This window comes from Ramlibacter agri, assembly GCF_012927085.1.
Lineage (GTDB): Bacteria > Pseudomonadota > Gammaproteobacteria > Burkholderiales > Burkholderiaceae_C > Ramlibacter > Ramlibacter agri.
The window spans coordinates 1,223,580-1,239,474 of the sequence record NZ_JABBFX010000002.1; the positions used below are offsets into that span (position 1 = coordinate 1,223,580).

Annotated in this window: 17 protein-coding genes; all 17 read right to left on the bottom strand. The window is 67.4% G+C overall.

Features of this window, described 5'->3' with window-relative positions; translation table 11 throughout:
* Positions 1-24: 24 nt before the first annotated feature.
* Entirely contained in the window at positions 25-771 is a 747-nt protein-coding gene (gene recO / locus HHL11_RS24320) for a DNA repair protein RecO (RefSeq protein WP_169421135.1), read from the bottom strand.
* Positions 768-1,709 (bottom strand): GTPase Era, encoded by a 942-nt coding sequence (gene era / locus HHL11_RS24325; RefSeq protein WP_169421136.1) that lies wholly within the window; start codon positions 1,707-1,709, stop codon positions 768-770. Before era ends, recO begins: the two co-directional genes overlap by 4 nt.
* Complete coding sequence (gene rnc / locus HHL11_RS24330) at positions 1,706-2,395, bottom strand: ribonuclease III (protein WP_169421137.1); 690 nt, start codon at positions 2,393-2,395, stop codon at positions 1,706-1,708. Before rnc ends, era begins: the two co-directional genes overlap by 4 nt.
* Before the next feature lie 2 nt (positions 2,396-2,397).
* Complete coding sequence (locus HHL11_RS24335; protein ID WP_169421138.1) at positions 2,398-2,754, bottom strand: DUF4845 domain-containing protein; 357 nt, start codon at positions 2,752-2,754, stop codon at positions 2,398-2,400.
* 26 nt (positions 2,755-2,780) lie between these two features.
* Positions 2,781-3,746 (bottom strand): signal peptidase I, encoded by a 966-nt coding sequence (lepB, locus tag HHL11_RS24340; protein ID WP_169421139.1) that lies wholly within the window; start codon positions 3,744-3,746, stop codon positions 2,781-2,783.
* 3 nt (positions 3,747-3,749) lie between these two features.
* Positions 3,750-5,561, bottom strand: coding sequence for a translation elongation factor 4 (gene lepA / locus HHL11_RS24345; protein ID WP_169421140.1), 1,812 nt, complete (start codon positions 5,559-5,561; stop codon positions 3,750-3,752).
* Positions 5,562-6,075: 514 nt separating this feature from the next.
* Positions 6,076-7,638, bottom strand: a complete 1,563-nt coding sequence (locus HHL11_RS24350) for a DegQ family serine endoprotease (RefSeq protein ID WP_169421141.1) — start codon at positions 7,636-7,638, stop codon at positions 6,076-6,078.
* 111 nt (positions 7,639-7,749) lie between these two features.
* On the bottom strand, positions 7,750-8,769 hold the full coding sequence (locus HHL11_RS24355) for a MucB/RseB C-terminal domain-containing protein (RefSeq protein WP_169421142.1): 1,020 nt from the start codon (positions 8,767-8,769) through the stop codon (positions 7,750-7,752).
* Positions 8,769-9,362, bottom strand: coding sequence for a sigma-E factor negative regulatory protein (locus HHL11_RS24360; protein WP_169421143.1), 594 nt, complete (start codon positions 9,360-9,362; stop codon positions 8,769-8,771). The genes HHL11_RS24355 and HHL11_RS24360 overlap by 1 nt, the downstream gene beginning before the upstream one ends.
* A gap of 1 nt (position 9,363) precedes the next feature.
* Entirely contained in the window at positions 9,364-9,999 is a 636-nt protein-coding gene (gene rpoE, locus HHL11_RS24365) for an RNA polymerase sigma factor RpoE (protein WP_169421144.1), read from the bottom strand.
* The gene (locus HHL11_RS24370) at positions 9,996-10,463 is read right to left on the bottom strand and encodes a hypothetical protein (protein ID WP_169421145.1); all 468 of its coding nucleotides are present in this window, start codon (positions 10,461-10,463) and stop codon (positions 9,996-9,998) included. Before HHL11_RS24370 ends, rpoE begins: the two co-directional genes overlap by 4 nt.
* Before the next feature lie 34 nt (positions 10,464-10,497).
* Positions 10,498-11,739: a beta-ketoacyl-ACP synthase II gene (fabF, locus tag HHL11_RS24375; protein ID WP_169421241.1), complete on the bottom strand. Its 1,242-nt coding sequence runs from the start codon at positions 11,737-11,739 to the stop codon at positions 10,498-10,500.
* Between the two features lie 12 nt (positions 11,740-11,751).
* The gene (gene acpP / locus HHL11_RS24380; RefSeq protein WP_169421146.1) at positions 11,752-11,991 is read right to left on the bottom strand and encodes an acyl carrier protein; all 240 of its coding nucleotides are present in this window, start codon (positions 11,989-11,991) and stop codon (positions 11,752-11,754) included.
* Positions 11,992-12,070: 79 nt separating this feature from the next.
* Positions 12,071-12,823: a 3-oxoacyl-ACP reductase FabG gene (gene fabG / locus HHL11_RS24385; protein WP_169421147.1), complete on the bottom strand. Its 753-nt coding sequence runs from the start codon at positions 12,821-12,823 to the stop codon at positions 12,071-12,073.
* Positions 12,820-13,770 carry an ACP S-malonyltransferase gene (fabD, locus tag HHL11_RS24390; RefSeq protein ID WP_169421148.1) on the bottom strand — a complete coding sequence of 317 codons (951 nt, stop codon included), beginning with the start codon at positions 13,768-13,770 and terminating at the stop codon, positions 12,820-12,822. Before fabD ends, fabG begins: the two co-directional genes overlap by 4 nt.
* 41 nt (positions 13,771-13,811) lie before the next feature.
* On the bottom strand, positions 13,812-14,789 hold the full coding sequence (locus tag HHL11_RS24395) for a beta-ketoacyl-ACP synthase III (protein ID WP_169421149.1): 978 nt from the start codon (positions 14,787-14,789) through the stop codon (positions 13,812-13,814).
* A gap of 6 nt (positions 14,790-14,795) precedes the next feature.
* Entirely contained in the window at positions 14,796-15,848 is a 1,053-nt protein-coding gene (plsX, locus tag HHL11_RS24400; protein WP_169421150.1) for a phosphate acyltransferase PlsX, read from the bottom strand.
* Positions 15,849-15,895: the final 47 nt, after the last annotated feature.

Sequence of the window (15,895 nt, forward strand, 5' to 3'; positions counted from 1 at the left end):
GCCCTTCGGGCGGCCGTGCTGGCTTCATAAGGCCTGGAGGTCGATCATCAGCTGGCGGGTGCGCAGCGTGGCGACGCCGCAATGGTAGTGGAGGAGCGCGCGCAGCTGCGTCTTCAGCTCGCCGGCATGGGCGGCCAGCTGCAAGGTCGCGTTGAAGGGCGCCGGGTCGTCCAGGGCCGCCTGCAGGGCCCGCCACTGGGCGCCGGTGAGGCTGCCGCGGCTGTCCGGGTCGAAGTTCTCCACCAGGCCGCCTTCGGGCCTCAGGCTGTAGCGCTGGTCGTCCGCTAGAGGTGCCAGGGTGAGCGTCTGCAGGTCCAGGGTCGGCAGCAGGCCGATCTCGCGCAGCAGCAGCAGTTCGAAGGCGCGCAGGGCCGGCTGCAGGGCGTGTTCCGTGCCCTCGCCCGCCAGCACCCGCACGGTGGCGGCGTAGGCGTCGAACAGCGCCGGATGGGGGTCGTCACGCGCCAGCAGGCGCAGCAGCAGCTCGTTGAGGTAGTAACCGGACAGCAGCTGGTCGCCGGAGGGCATGACCTGCCCGCCCAGCCACTCGGCCGACTTCAGGGTGCGGATCTCGGCGTCGCCGCCGAAGGCCACGTGCAACGGCTGCATGGGCAGCAGCACGGGCCGGAAACTGGAGCTGGGCTTCTTGACGCCCCTGGCCACCACGGCGATGCGGCCGAAGTGCCGCGTGAAGAGGTCGAGGATGAGGCTCGACTCGCTCCAGTCGTAGCGGTGCAGGACGAAGGCGGGTTCGTCCGCGATGCGCTTCATTCGTAGCCGAAGCTGCGCACGCGGGCCTCGTCGTCCGCCCAGCCGGTGCGTACCTTCACGAAGGTCTGCAGGAACACCTTGGCTTCCATCAGCCTTTCCAGCTCCTGGCGGGCCTCGGTGCCGATGCGCTTCAGCTTTTCGCCACCCTCGCCGATGATCATCGACTTGTGGCTGTCACGCTCCACCACGATGGTCGCGGCGATGCGCACCATGCGCCCGAACTTGGGGCTGGGCTCTTCCTCGAACTTGTCGATGATGACGGTGGAGGTGTAGGGCAGCTCCTCGCCGGTCAGGCGGAACAGCTTCTCGCGGATCATCTCGCCGGCCAGGAAGCGCTCGCTGCGGTCGGTGAGTTCGTCCTCGCCGTACCACCAGGGCTGCTCGGGCAGGTACCTGGAGCAGACTTCCAGCAGGCGCTCGATGTCCTTGCCGTTCTTGGCCGACATCGGCATGAACTCGGCGAACGGGTGCCGCTCCTGCATGTCGCGCAGCCAGGGCGCCAGCTCCGAGCGGCGGTGCACCTCGTCCAGCTTGTTCGCCACCAGGATGGCCGGGATGCCCGCTTTCAGCAGCGCCAGCACCTTGGCATCGGCCAGCGTGAAGTTGCCCGCCTCGACGACGAACAGCACCACGTCGACGTCGCCCACCACGCCGGTCACCGCCTTGTTCAGGGAGCGGTTCAGCGCCGAACTGTGCTTGGTCTGGAAGCCGGGCGTGTCGACGAAGACGTACTGCGTCTGGCCCTGCGTGCGCACGCCGGTAATGCGGTGGCGCGTGGTCTGCGCCTTGCGCGAAGTGATGCTGATCTTCTGGCCCACCAGGGCGTTCAGCAGCGTCGACTTGCCCACGTTGGGCTTGCCGACGATCGCCACCAGGCCACAGCGCTGCCCCGCGCCCGCGCTATCGGGGGCGCTCGTTGTTTCGCCTTGCTCGCTCATTTCAGCCTTGATTTCAATGCCAGCAGCATGGCCGCCGCGGCCGCCTGTTCGCCGGCCCGGCGCGAGGCTCCGATGCCGCGTTCGACCAGCCCCAGTTCGCCCACCTCGCACTCTACGTCGAATGTCTGCTTGTGGGCAGCGCCCAGCGTGCCGACCACGCGATAGACGGGCAGATGCATCTTGTGGCCCTGCAGCAGTTCCTGCAGCTCGGTCTTGGCGTCCTTGGCCGCGATGGCGATGGAGGGCTTCAGCTCGACGTCCTGGAACAGGCGCCGCACCAGCGCTTCGGCCGCGGCGTAGCCCGCGTCCAGGTAGACGGCGCCGATGATGGCCTCCAGGGCGTCGGCCAGGATGGACGGCCGCTTGTAGCCGCCGGACTTGGCTTCGCCCTCCCCCAGCTTCAGCAGCTGCGGCAGGCCCAGGCCCAGCGCCAGCTGGTGCAGAGGCTCCTGCTTGACCAGGGAAGCACGCACCTTGCTCAGGTCGCCCTCGGGCAGCGACTGCAGGCTTTCGTAAAGCAGGGAAGCGACCGCGAGGTTGAGGACGGAATCGCCCAGGAACTCCAGCCGCTCGTTGTGCTCGGCCGAAAAGCTCCGGTGGGTCAGGGCCCGCGCCAGCAGCCGCGGGTTGGAAAATTGGTGCTGCAGGCGCCCCTGCAGCGCCGGCAGCGAATCGGGCTCGGGCAAGGTCAGCGGCCGGGCTTCGAGGTGCCCCGGTACTTCAGGACCATGTAGGCCGGGCCGAACATGTGGAATTCCTTGTCGTAGGCGAAGGACACCTGGATCTCGTCGCCGACCTTGGTGATCTCCAGGTCGTCGCCCTTGATGGACGTGATGCTGTCGACGTCCGCCGCCTTGTCGAAGATCTTGCGCACTTCGATGACCGTGGAGCCTTCCTTGGCCTTGTTGATCGCCTTCAGCGCCGCCTGGTACTCCACCACCGTCGGGAATGCCTGCGCCGCGAGCAGGCCCACGCCCGCCAGCACGGCGATGATGAAGATCAGCGTAAAAAAGGAGATGCCCCTCTGCCTAGCTTTGCCTGCCATTGCTCACCCTCTCCAACGTGTCTTGATTATTTGAACGAGCCAATGCGCTTCAGGTCGCCGAAGTTCATCCAGATGAAGAACGCCCGTCCGACGATGTTCTTGTCGGGGACGAAGCCCCAGTACCGCGAATCCAGCGAATTGTCCCGGTTGTCGCCCATCATGAAGTAGTGCCCCTCCGGCACCTTGCAGACGACCCCCTCGACACTGTACTTGCAATTGTCCCGGTAAGGAAAGTCCTCGACGCCGGGCACGAAGGCGGGCCGCTCGTCGTCGTTCAGCATGCTGTGCTTGCGCTCCCCGAGCTGCTCGTCGAACTGCTTCAGGTAGCGCATGGTGTCGCTATCCAGGAACTCGCGCGGGTTGGACACCGGCACCGGCTGGCCGTTGATGGTCAGCCGCTTGTTCAGGTAAGCCACGGTGTCGCCCGGCACGCCCACCACGCGCTTGATGTAGTCCAGGCTCGGCTTGGGCGGGTAGCGGAACACCATCACGTCGCCGCGCTTGGGCGGCGTGCCTTCGGTCAGCTTGGTGTTCAACACCGGCAGCCGCAGGCCATAGGTGAACTTGTTCACGAGGATCAGGTCGCCGACCAGCAGCGTCGGCATCATCGACCCGGACGGGATCTTGAACGGTTCGACCACGAAGGAGCGCAGCACGAACACGGACAGGATCACCGGGAACAGGCCGGCGGTCCAATCCAGCCACCAGGGCTGCGCCAGGATCTTCTGCCTGGCCTCGGCGACCTGCGGTTCCACCGGGGCGATGCCCTGCGAAGCCAGGCGCGTGTTGCGCTCGGCGGCGCTGGCTTCCAGCTGCGCCGCCGCGCGCTCGCGCCGCGGCAGGTACCAGAAGCGTTCCGCCAGCCAGTACAGGCCGGTGACGATGGTGGCCAGGAACAGCAGCAGCGCGAAGTTGCCTTCGATCATCTCGAAGTACCAGGCGCCGGCATAACCGACGAAGGCCGCCAGAACGGCGGCAGTGAGGAAAGGCATGTTCTATTCTTCGACTTGGAGGATGGCCAGGAACGCTTCCTGAGGCACTTCGACCGAGCCGATCTGCTTCATGCGTTTCTTGCCAGCTTTTTGTTTTTCAAGAAGCTTGCGCTTGCGGGTGATGTCGCCGCCGTAGCATTTTGCCAGCACGTTCTTGCGCAGCGCCTTGATGTTCTCGCGGGCGATGACGTTGGCGCCGATGGCGGCCTGGATCGCCACGTCGAACATCTGGCGGCTGATGATCTCCCGCATCTTGGCGGCGACCGCCCGGCCCCGGTACTGCGACTGGCTGCGGTGCACGATGATGGACAGCGCGTCGACCTTCTCGCCGTTGAGCAGGATGTCGACCTTCACCACGTCGGAGGCGCGGTATTCCTTGAACTCGTAGTCCATGGAAGCGTAGCCGCGGCTCACCGACTTCAGCTTGTCGAAGAAGTCCAGCACGATCTCGCCCAGCGGCAGCTCGTACGTGAGCATCACCTGGCGGCCGTGGTAGGCCATGTTCAACTGCACGCCGCGCTTCTGGTTGGCCAGCGTCATCACCGCGCCCACGTATTCCTGCGGCATGTACAGGTGCACGGTCACGATCGGCTCGCGGATCTCCTGGATCTGCCCCTGGTCCGGCATCTTGGACGGGTTCTCCACCATCAGCACTTCGCCGTCGCCGCGCAGCACCTGGTAGACCACGCTGGGCGCGGTGGTGATCAGGTCCTGGTCGAACTCGCGCTCCAGGCGTTCCTGCACGATGTCCATGTGCAGCAGGCCCAGGAAGCCGCAGCGGAAGCCGAAGCCGAGCGCCTGGCTCACTTCCGGCTCGTAGTGCAGCGACGCGTCGTTGAGCTTCAACTTCTCCAGGCTGTCGCGCAGCGAGTCGTACTGGTTCGCCTCCACCGGGTAGAGGCCGGCGAACACCTGCGGCTGGATTTCCTTGAAGCCGGGCAGCGGCTCGGTTGCCGTGAAGGCCGCGCCGCCGGTGCCGGCCTTGATCATGGTGACCGTGTCGCCGACCTTGGCGGCCTGCAGTTCCTTGATGCCGGCGATGATGTAGCCCACCTCGCCCGCTTCCAGCGACTCGCGCTGCACGTTCGAGGGCGTGAACACGCCGAGCTGGTTGGCCTCGTAGGTGGCTTCGGTCGCCATCAGCTTGATGCGGTCGCCCTTGGCGAGGCGGCCGTCCACGACGCGCACCAGCATCACGACGCCGACGTAGCTGTCGAACCAGCTGTCGATGATCATCGCGCGCAGCGGCCCCTGTGGATTGCCCTTGGGCGCGGGGATGCGCGCGACGATCGCCTCGAGGATCTCGTCGATGCCCATGCCGGTCTTCGCCGAGCACGGAATCGCGTTGCTCGCGTCGATGCCGATCACGTCCTCGACTTCCGCCTTCGCGTTCTCGGGGTCGGCTTGCGGCAGGTCCATCTTGTTCAGGACCGGCACCACTTCGACGCCGAGTTCGAGAGCGGTGTAGCAGTTCGCCACGGTCTGCGCTTCGACACCCTGGCTCGCATCGACGACGAGCAATGCGCCTTCGCATGCGGAGAGCGAGCGCGAGACTTCATACGAGAAGTCGACGTGGCCCGGCGTGTCGATCAGATTGAGGTTGTAGACCTGTCCATCGCGCGCCTTGTACGTGAGCGCAGCGGTCTGCGCCTTGATGGTTATCCCACGCTCCTTTTCGAGATCCATCGAGTCGAGCACCTGCTCTTCCATCTCGCGATCGGAGAGTCCGCCGCAACGCTGGATCAAGCGGTCAGCGAGCGTCGATTTGCCGTGGTCGATGTGCGCGATGATCGAAAAGTTTCTGATGTGATTCATCAACGGGAACGTTCAAGTGATTGATTCAAAAGGCGCGCACAAAGAAAAAAGGGCGCGCCCTGAAGGTGACGCGCCCTAAACCAACAATCTATGGCAACTGCGATAGTTGGAGCTTCATTGTAGGCAAAAAGCCCCGGGCGTACACCCGACGGGTCTCTCCAACTGGGCCGTTGCAGGCGGGCCACGCGTGTCTTATCCACAGCTTTTCAACAAAATCGACCTGTCTTCTTTTGGACAAGTTGTGGGCCGCTTGTGGATGTGCCGGGGATAGCCCAAAACCATCTCGCATCGTGGTGAGTGGCCAGTTCGATATGCCTCAATACCGGCGTCTTGCCCCAGATTCTATCCGCTGGCGTTGTTAAGGACGGCTTCAAGTTAGCGCCTGCCAACCAGCAGCCTGGGAGAAACCGCTCACCACTTTTTTTCTGCCGCCTGTCTTTTTTTGACCAGTGCCCCAAAAGCGAAGCCCCAAACCCGACTCGGGGCCTGGGGCTTTACGGATTTCGCTTGCGGGTTAACCCCGGGCCGGCCGGATGACCAGGTAGGTGGCCAGCTCGCCCCGGCGCAGCAGCACCGGGATGGCCTTGCTCTTGTCGACGCGGGCGATCACGGCGTCGAACTCCTTGACGCTGTTGATGTCCGTGTTGCCGATCGCCACGATGATGTCGCCCTCGCGGATGCCGGCGCGCTGCGCGCTCTCGGTGACGGAGTCGACCTTCACGCCGCCCTTCACGTGCAGCTCGCGCTTCTGCGCATCGGTGAGTTCGCTCACGGTCAGGCCCAGCGAGGCAGCCGCGGGCGACGCAGCCTTGGGCTTGTCCTCCGGCGTCGCGCGCGCGGGCCGCATGGCGGGCTTGTCGGCCTCGAACTCGGCGACCGTCACGTTCAGGTCGTGGGTGCCGCCGCGGCGGAACACCGTGAGATTGGCGCGGCTGCCCGGCTTGGTGTTGCCCACCAGGCGCGGCAGGTCGGTCGCGCGGTCGATCACCTGGCCGTTGAACTTGGTGATGATGTCGCCCGCTTCCACGCCCGCCTTGTCGGCCGGCGAGCCGGTCTCGACGCTGCGCACCAGCGCGCCCTGCGGGCGGCCCAGGCCCAGCGATTCGGCGACGTCGCGCGAGACCTGGTCGATCTGCACGCCGATGCGCCCGCGCTGCACGCGGCCGCTCACGCGCAGCTGCTCGGCGACGCGGGTGGCTTCGTCGATCGGGATCGCGAAGGAGATGCCCATGAAGCCGCCCGAGCGCGAGTAGATCTGGCTGTTGATGCCGACCACCTCGCCACGCATGTTGATCAGCGGGCCGCCGGAGTTGCCGGGGTTGATCGCGACGTCGGTCTGGATGAAGGGCAGGTAGTCGCCGGTGTCGCGCCCCTTGGCGCTGACGATGCCCGCCGTGACGGTGTTCTCCAGGCCGAAGGGCGAGCCGATGGCCATCACCCATTCGCCCACCTTCAGCTTGCTGACGTCGCCGAAGCGCACGGCCGGCAGGCCGGTGGCTTCGATCTTCACGACCGCCACGTCGCTGCGCTTGTCCGAGCCGATGATCTTGGCCTTGAACTCGCGCTTGTCGGTGAGCGTGACCATCACTTCGTCGGCGCCCTCCACCACGTGGGCGTTCGTCATCACGTAACCGTCGGCGGTGAGGATGAAGCCGGAGCCGACGCCGCGCGGCTGCTCCTCGTCGTTGTCGCCGCCGCCGCCGCCACCGCCACCGCCACCGCCACCGCCGCCGCCGCCACCACCACGATCACCCCGGTCGCCGCGGGGCGGGTTGGGCCGCTGCCCGCGCGGGCTGTTGGGAGTCTGCGGCGCGGGGACGCCGAAGAAGCGCCGGAAGAAGTCCTGCATCTCCTCGTCCATCTGGCCGTTGGCGCCGGCGCGCCCTCGCTCGAGGGTGCGGATGTTGACGACGGCGGGGCTCACCTGCTCCACCAGCTCGGTGAAATCGGGCAGCGAACGCGGTTGCGGGGCCGACTGCGCGGGCGCCGGCAAGGGCACCAGCGTGGCCGCGCCGGTCACGGCCAGCGAGGCGGCCAGCGCGAGCCCGCGCACCTTCTTCCAATCCATAGCGGACATAAAGACCTCTCCAGAAGCGCTCAGGAAACGTAATAGCTGAGAATACGCCCGCTGGGTTTGGTTCAACGTCAGCGAATGGCGCATCTGCCGCGCCGCCCGTCCGGGAAGCGCTCAGCGCTTGCGTTCAAGGCTGAGCGCGAAGGTCTTCAGCGTCTGCGCGGGCACCTCGCCCACGGCGGTCACCCACCAGTCCTGCACGCGGCGCGTGAGCGTGTGGGTCGCGCCGCTGGCGAACACGCCTTCCTGCTGGTGGCGGCTCGGGTCGTAGGCTTCGACGAACAGAGAGACCGAGGCGAGCCCGTCGGAGAAGATCCACTGCAGCACGCCTTCGGCGGGCCGCTTGTAGCAGCTCTGGGGCCGGAAGCCGGCCACGCTGGCCTTGAGCGACCAGCCCTCGGCCGCAGCCGTGGTCTTCTGCGCCTGCGTCTTCTCGACGCGCCAGCCCTCGGGCACGGCCATCATCTGCGACAGCTTGCTGATGCGCACCGGCGCATCCAGCTGCAGTTCGGAGAATGCGGCCTGCTCCAGCACGTTGCCGTCGCCGTCCAGCGTCTGCAGCTTCACCACCAGACCGCTCTTCTTCTCGCTCCAGATACGGTAGCCGAAACGCAGCGAATCCTTGGGCGCCAGCTGCACGACGTCGGCGTCGTAGCCGGCCACGCGTTCGTTGCCGACGCGGCGGGCGGCATAGAACTGTGCGATGGTGGTGTCGGCCGGGTCTTGCAGCTCGGGGAACAGGCCGAGCGATTCGCGCTGCTCGCTGCGGACCGTGCGGCTCTCGGGCACGAAGGTCAGGACTTCGTCGTCGCGGCGGAAGGTCTGGCGCGGCGCGCCCGACAGCGACTCCACCCGCTCCACCTGGCGCTGGCCGTCGCAGGCGTGCCAGATGCGCGCACTGGACATGGCGCCGGTGCTGGAGGAGACGACGAAGGTGCCGATGTAGCTGCGGTTATAGGACGCCTTCTGCATCCGCTGCAGCCACTCGTTGACGGTGCGCTCCTTGCCCTCGCGGGCAGCTGGCGGCGCCGCATGGGCCGCGAGCCCCACGGCGCCGAAGGCGCAGAGCGCCAGCAGGCCATGGGCCAGGCGCAGGCGGGCGACGCGAAAGGGCAGGACGGCCGTGCGGCTCATCAGCGGTTCGGCCCCTCGAAGGTGGCGTTGCGCAGGAAGCCGGAGGAGGTCTGCAGCGCGGTGGCGCCACCGAACTGGCGGTGGGCGGCCAGCAGCTGGTCCAGGCGCGGGTCGCGGATCATCGGGGCGCTGCGCGGGTCGGCGGCGGCAGCCACCGGGATCACGCCGGACGCAGGCGACGGCGCGACGGCCAGCTGCGGCCCCGCGGCGCCATTGCCGCCGGCGGTGCCCCACACGTTCCAGCCGATCGCGGCCACGGCCGCCACGGAGGCAAAGCCAGCCGCCAGCTTCCAGCGCCAGTCGTTCGCCGCGTCCTCGCGGGCGCGGATGCTCGTTTCCGCGGGCGCGGCCGGCCGCGCCGGTTCCTCGCCCAGGCGCGCCTGCAGTTTCGCCAGGAAGTCCCCGGGCGCGCTGCCCGCGTGCGACTGCCCGGTGCGCAGCACCTCGCCGATCACGCAATACGCTTCCCAGGTGGAACGGCCCTCGCCGCTGGTCGCCACGGCCACGCCGCGCGCGAAGCCTTCGCCGCGCAGCTGCCCGTCGGCCAGCGCCGAAATCAGTTCCCGTCGATCCAGTTTTTCCAATTCGTCCATCTCACCACCGCTTTCCCGACTGATTCTCCAGCAGGGGCTTCACCTTGGCCGAAATCGCCTCGCGCGCCCGGAAGATCCGGGATCGCACGGTGCCGATCGGGCAATTCATCACTTCGGCGATCTCTTCGTAGCTCAGTCCCTCGATCTCGCGCAGCGTCACCGCCTGGCGCAGTTCGTCGGGAAGGGCCTCCATGGCAGAGTTCACCGTGGCAGCGATTTCCTTCGCGGCCAGCACCGTCTCCGGTGTTTCCGCGGAGGTTAGTTCGTTCTCCACGCCGGAAGTTTCTTCGTCATCATCGCCGCCCCTCAGGGCGCTCTCGGAGACGACGGGATCCCGCTTCAGGTCGACCAAAGCTTTTTTCGCAGTATTGACGGCGATCCGGTACAGCCAGGTATAGAACTGGGCCTCGCCGCGGAACTGGGCGAGCGCGCGGTAGGCGCGGATGAAGGTTTCCTGGGCGATGTCCTCGACCAGGTCGGTGTCGCGCACCATGCGGCCGATCAGGCGCTCGATGCGGCGCTGGTATTTCACGACCAGCAGCTCGTAGGCCTTCTGGTCGCCCGCGACGGTGCGCTCGACCAGCTGCAGGTCGGTATCGGCGGACGAAGGTGCGGGGGCCGCGGGAGTCTTGTTCATCGTTCTGCCACCGGCGGCTCCGGCCCCTGGGCCGCCGCGGTGTTGGAGCGCGAATATATCGCACGGCGCAGCGCATTCCAGTGGGACGGCGCCGCGTCCCGCATTGCCCACAACCAGCGCCGGCGCCCCGCCGCCGCCGGAGTCCAGCGCAGGAGGAGATGGGATTGCAGGTCGAGGGTGAGTTCGGGCTGGCCGGCTTCGTCCGGCTGGCCGGCGGCCGTCCAGCGCCAGCCGGCGCCGTCCCAGGCCAGGAAGCCGGCAGGGGACTGCCACCAGGCGGCCAGGGCCGCGGCGCCGCAGGCGGCCAGCAGCAAGGAGGCGGCCAGCTGGCGCCAGCCCGGGGCCTGCGCCTGCAGCGTCCAGGCCAGGAGCGCCAAGGCCCCCAGCAGCCAGGCGCCGGCCAGCAGGGCGCCGGCGAAGCGGCTGCGCCCCACCGGGTAGTTCACCGATGGGGCGGCATGCATGCGAGGGTCAGTCGGCCCGTGCTTGCGGGGCAGGTCAGATGCGCTTGAACACCAGCGTACCGTTGGTGCCGCCGAAGCCGAAGTTGTTCTTCACGGCCACGTCGATCTTCAGGTCCCGCGCCGTGTTGGCGCAGTAGTCCAGGTCGCACTCGGGGTCCTGGTTGAAGATGTTGATGGTCGGCGGGCTCTTCTGGTGGTGCACCGCCAGCACGGTGAAGACCGATTCGATGCCGCCGGCGCCGCCCAGCAGGTGGCCGGTCATCGACTTGGTGGAGTTCACCACCGTCTTCTTCGCGTGCTCGCCCAGCCCCAGCTTGATGGCGTTCGTCTCGTTGATGTCGCCCAGCGGCGTGGAAGTGCCGTGCGCATTGACGTAGTCCACCTGGTCGGCGTTGACGCCGGCGTTCTGCAGCGCCATCACCATCGAGCGGCGCGGGCCGTCGACGTTGGGGGCGGTCATGTGGAAGGCGTCACCGCTCATGCCGAAGCCGGCGACCTCGGCGTAGATCCTGGCGCCGCGCTTCTTGGCATGCTCGTATTCCTCGAGCACCAGCACGCCGCCGCCCTCGCCCAGCACGAAGCCGTCGCGGTCCTTGTCCCAGGGGCGGGAGGCCGTCTTCGGGTCGTCGTTGCGCGTGGACAGCGCCCGGGCCGCGGCAAAGCCGCCGATGCCCAGCAGCGAGACGCAGCTTTCCGCGCCGCCGGCCACCATGATGTCGGCGTCGCCGCTCTCGATCATGCGGGCGGACGTGCCCACGGCGTGCAGGCCGGTCGTGCAGGCCGTCACCACCGCGATGTTGGGGCCCTTGAAGCCGTACTTGATCGACACGTGGCCCGAGATCATGTTGATGATCGAGGCCGGCACGAAGAAGGGAGAGATGCGGCGGGGGCCGCGGTTCATCAGCTCCGTGTGGGTCTGCTCGATGTTCGGCAAGCCACCGATGCCCGAGCCGATGTTCACGCCGATGCGCGTGGCCAGTTCGTCGCCGAGTGCTTCACCGGTCGGCAGGCCGGAATCCTCCACCGCCTGGCAGGCGGCAGCCAGCCCCAGGTGGATGAAGCGGTCCATGTGCCGCGCCTCCTTCTCGGGGATGTAGTCCTCGATCCTGAAGCCCTTCACCTCGCCGGCAAACCGCACCGACAGGGTGGAGGCATCAAAGGACTTCACCAGGTCGATGCCGGAATTCCCGGCCAGCAGGTTGGCCCAGGACTCGGCGACGGTGTTCCCCACCGGGCTGACGCAGCCCAGGCCGGTCACGACGACGCGGCGGCGCATGCTCATGCTCTCTCAGGCCTTCTGGTGCTGGCTGGCGTAGTCGATCGCGTTCTGCACGGTCGTGATCTTCTCGGCGTCTTCGTCCGGGATCTCGATGCCGAACTCGTCCTCGAGGGCCATGACCAGTTCCACCGTGTCCAGAGAGTCGGCGCCGAGGTCGGCCACGAAGGCTTTTTCGTTGGTGACCTGGGACTCTTCCACGCCGAGTTGTTCGGCGATGATTTTCTTGACACGTGCTTCGATATCGCTCATGGGTTCCCTCTAAGGGTTGTGATTGAATCCGCGATTTTAAGCCGCGCGGACGTTCCGGCTGGGTAGGCCGTGTCTGGCCTCAACCCATGTACATTCCGCCGTTGACGTGGATTTCCTGTCCCGTCACGTAGCCGGCCTGCGGCGAAGCCAGCCAGGCCACGGCGTGGGCGACGTCCGCCGGCTTGCCGAGATGGCCCAGCGGGATCTGGCCCAGCAGGGCTTTTTGTTGTTCTTCCGGCAGCGCCGCCGTCATGTCGGTCTCGATGAAGCCCGGCGCCACGCAATTGACCGTGATGCCCCGGCTGCCCAGCTCGCGAGCAAGCGCTCGCGTCATGCCGGCCACGCCCGCCTTGGCGGCCGCGTAGTTGGCCTGCCCCGGATTGCCGGAGGCGCCCACCACGCTGGTGATGCTGAGGATGCGGCCGTAGCGCTGCTTCATCATCGTGCGCATGACGGCACGGCTCATCCGGAACACCGCCTTCAGGTTGGTGTCGGTGACCGCGTCCCAGTCCTCGTCCTTCATGCGCATGGCCAGGGTGTCGCGGGTGATGCCGGCGTTGTTCACCAGCACGTGCAGCCCGCCGTGTTCCTTGGCGATGGCGTCCACCAGGGCCTCGCCGGCCTTGGCGTCGTTGACGTCCAGCTTCGCGCCCTTGCAGCCTTGGTACTGCGCCAGCGCTTCGCTGATCCTGGCGGCGCCGTCGTCGCTGGTGGCCGTGCCGACCACCTTCATGCCACGCTGGGCCAGTTCCAGGGCAATGGCCGCGCCGATGCCGCGCGAAGCGCCGGTCACCAGGGCGACCTGGCCTTTGATGTCCACGTGCGCGCTCATTGCAGCAGCCCCTTCACCTCGGCCAGCGTGGCCGGGTCGTACAGCGCTGCCGACTGGATCGCCGGGTCGATGCGCTTGGCCATGCCGGCCAGCACCTTGCCGGGGCCGCATTCGATGACGGTGTCGACGCCGCGGCCATGGATGGCACGCACGCACTCCACCCAGCGCACCGGGCCGAAGGCCTGCTCGTACAGGGCGGCGCGGATGCGGTCCGGGTCGGTCTCGACCTTCACCTCGATGTTGTTCACCACCGGGATCGTCGGCGTTTCCAGGCGGGTGGCGGCCAGGCGCTCCTTGAGCTTCTCGGCGGCCGGCTTCATCAGGCTGGAATGGAACGGCGCACTGACCGGCAGCGGCAGCGCGCGCTTGGCGCCCATGCCCTTGAGCATTTCACAGGCCTTCTCGACGCCGGCCTTGCTGCCGGCGATGACGGTCTGCGCGGGGTCGTTGAAGTTCACCGCTTCCACCACTTCACCGCTGTTGGCGCCGAAGCTGCGGGCCGCTTCGGCGCAGCCTTCGATCACGCGCTGGGCATCCATGCCCAGGATGGCGGCCATGGCGCCGACGCCCACGGGCACGGCTTCCTGCATGGCCTGGGCGCGGAAGCGCACCAGCGGCGCCGCATCGGCCAGCGCCAGCGAACCGGCCGCGACCAGCGCGGTGTACTCGCCCAGCGAATGGCCGGCGACGATGGAAGGCTCGGCGCCGCCTTCGGCGCGCCAGGCGCGATAGGCCGCGATGCCAGCCACCAGCATCACCGGCTGGGTGTTGGTGGTGAGGGCCAGCGCCTCTTTCGGGCCTTCCTTGATCAGGCGGCCGATGTCTTCGCCCAGGGCCTGCGAGGCTTCCTGCAGCGTCTGCGTCACGGTGGGGTGGTCGCCCCAGGCGTCGAGCATGCCGACGGCCTGCGAGCCCTGGCCCGGAAAGACGAAAGCGAACGGTTTCATGCGTGTCGTCCCTTGTATGGGTAGGAGGCCGCGCGCGGCCTTCAGAAATCGACGAGGACTGCGCCCCAGGTGAAGCCGCCGCCCACGCCTTCGAGCATGAGGGTGTCACCCTTCTTGACCTTGCCGGAACGCACGGCGGCGTCCAGCGCCAGCGGGATGGAGGCCGCCGAGGTGTTGCCGTGCTCGTCCACCGTCACGACCAGCTTGTCCATGGGCAGCTTCAGCTTCTTCGCCGTGCCCTGCATGATGCGGATGTTGGCCTGGTGCGGGATCAGCCAGTCGATGTCCGCTTCCGTCTTGCCGGACTTCTCCAGCACGGCGCGGGCAGCCTTTTCCAGCACGCCCACGGCCAGCCTGAACACGGCCTGGCCATCCATGTGCAGGAAGGCGCGGCCCGTGACCTCGCCGCCGGACACGTTGCCCGGCACGCAGAGGATGCCGACGTGCTTGCCGTCCGCATGCAGGTCGGACGCCAGGATGCCCGGCGTCTCGGAGGCTTCCAGCACCACGGCGCCGGCGCCGTCGCCGAACAGCACGCAGGTGGTGCGGTCCTTGAAATCGAGGATGCGCGAGAAGACTTCGGAGCCGATCACCAGCGCCTTGCTCGCCGAACCGGTGCGGATCATCGCGTCGGCCACCGTCAGCGCATAGACGAAGCCGCTGCAGACCGCCTGCACGTCGAAGGCGGGGCAGCCGGCGACGCCCAGCTTGTGCTGCAGGATGGCGGCAGCCGAGGGGAACACCATGTCCGGCGTGGACGTGGCGACGATGATCAGGTCGATCTCGGCGGCGTCGCGGCCGGCGGCCTGCAGCGCGCGGCGCGCGGCTTCGGCGCCCAGGTCGCTGCTGGTGACGTCGGCCTCGGCAAAGTGGCGCGCACGGATGCCCGTGCGCTCCACGATCCAGTCGTCGGAAGTCTCGACGCCATTGGCAGCAAGTTGGGCGGCGAGATCGGCGTTGGTCACGCGCCTGGGGGGCAGGAAGCTGCCAGTGCCCGTGATCCGGGAGTATCTGCTCATCGTTCTCTAAGTGGTCGCCGCTTCGAGCGGCTGGGCATCGCCTTCGGGTCCCGACAACAGGGGACGCGCATGGGCGATGCGGGCCTGGACGCGGTCCAGCAGGTTGTTCCGGGCCGCATCATAAGCGCGGTTGAGCGCATGCTCGAAACCGAGTTCGTCGGCCGAGCCGTGGCTCTTGAACACCAGGCCGCGCAAACCCAGCAGCGCGGCACCGTTGTAGCGGCGGTGGTCGATGCGCTTCTTCAGCGCCGCCAGCACCGGGTAGGCAGCCATCGCCGCCATCGTCGTGAAGATGTTGCGCCTGGCTTCCTCCTTGAGGAAACCGACGATCAGCGAGGCCACACCTTCGCTGCTCTTGAGGGCCACGTTGCCGACGAAGCCGTCGCACACGACGATGTCGGTGGTGCCCTTGAAGATGTCGTTGCCTTCGACGTTGCCGAAGAAGTTGAGGTCGCCGGTAGCGCCCGCCGTGCGCAGCAGCTCGCTGGCCTTCTTGATCACCTCGCTGCCCTTGATCACTTCCTCGCCGATATTCAGCAAGCCCACCGAAGGGCTGTCGCTGCCGCTCAGCGCGGACACCAGGGCGGAGCCCATCACCGCGAACTGCAGCAGGTGCTGCTCGGTGCAGTCCACGTTGGCGCCGAGATCCAGCACGGTCGTGGAGCCGCCCTTGGCGTTGGGCAGGGGGGAAGCGATCGCCGGGCGGTCGATGCCGTCCAGCGTCTTGAGCACGTAGCGCGCCACGGCCATCAGGGCGCCGGTGTTGCCGGCCGAAACAGCGGCCTGCGCGTCGCCGGTCTTCACCTGCTGGATGGCCACGCGCAGCGAAGAATCCTTCTTCTTGCGCAGCGCCACTTCGACGGCATCGTCCATGGCCACCACCTCGGTGGCCGGCACGACGCGCGCGCGCGGATGCTGGAAGCTGGCGAGCGCATCCGGCTGGCCGACCAGCAGCAGCTGGGCCTCGGGATGCGCCTCGAGAAAATGCCGGCAGGCGGCGAGCGTCACGCGGGGGCCGTGGTCGCCGCCCATGCAATCGACTGCTAAGGTCGTCGTCATGGCCTGCACTGTAGAGCCAAAATGCACTGATTCAGGGGCCCGACAAG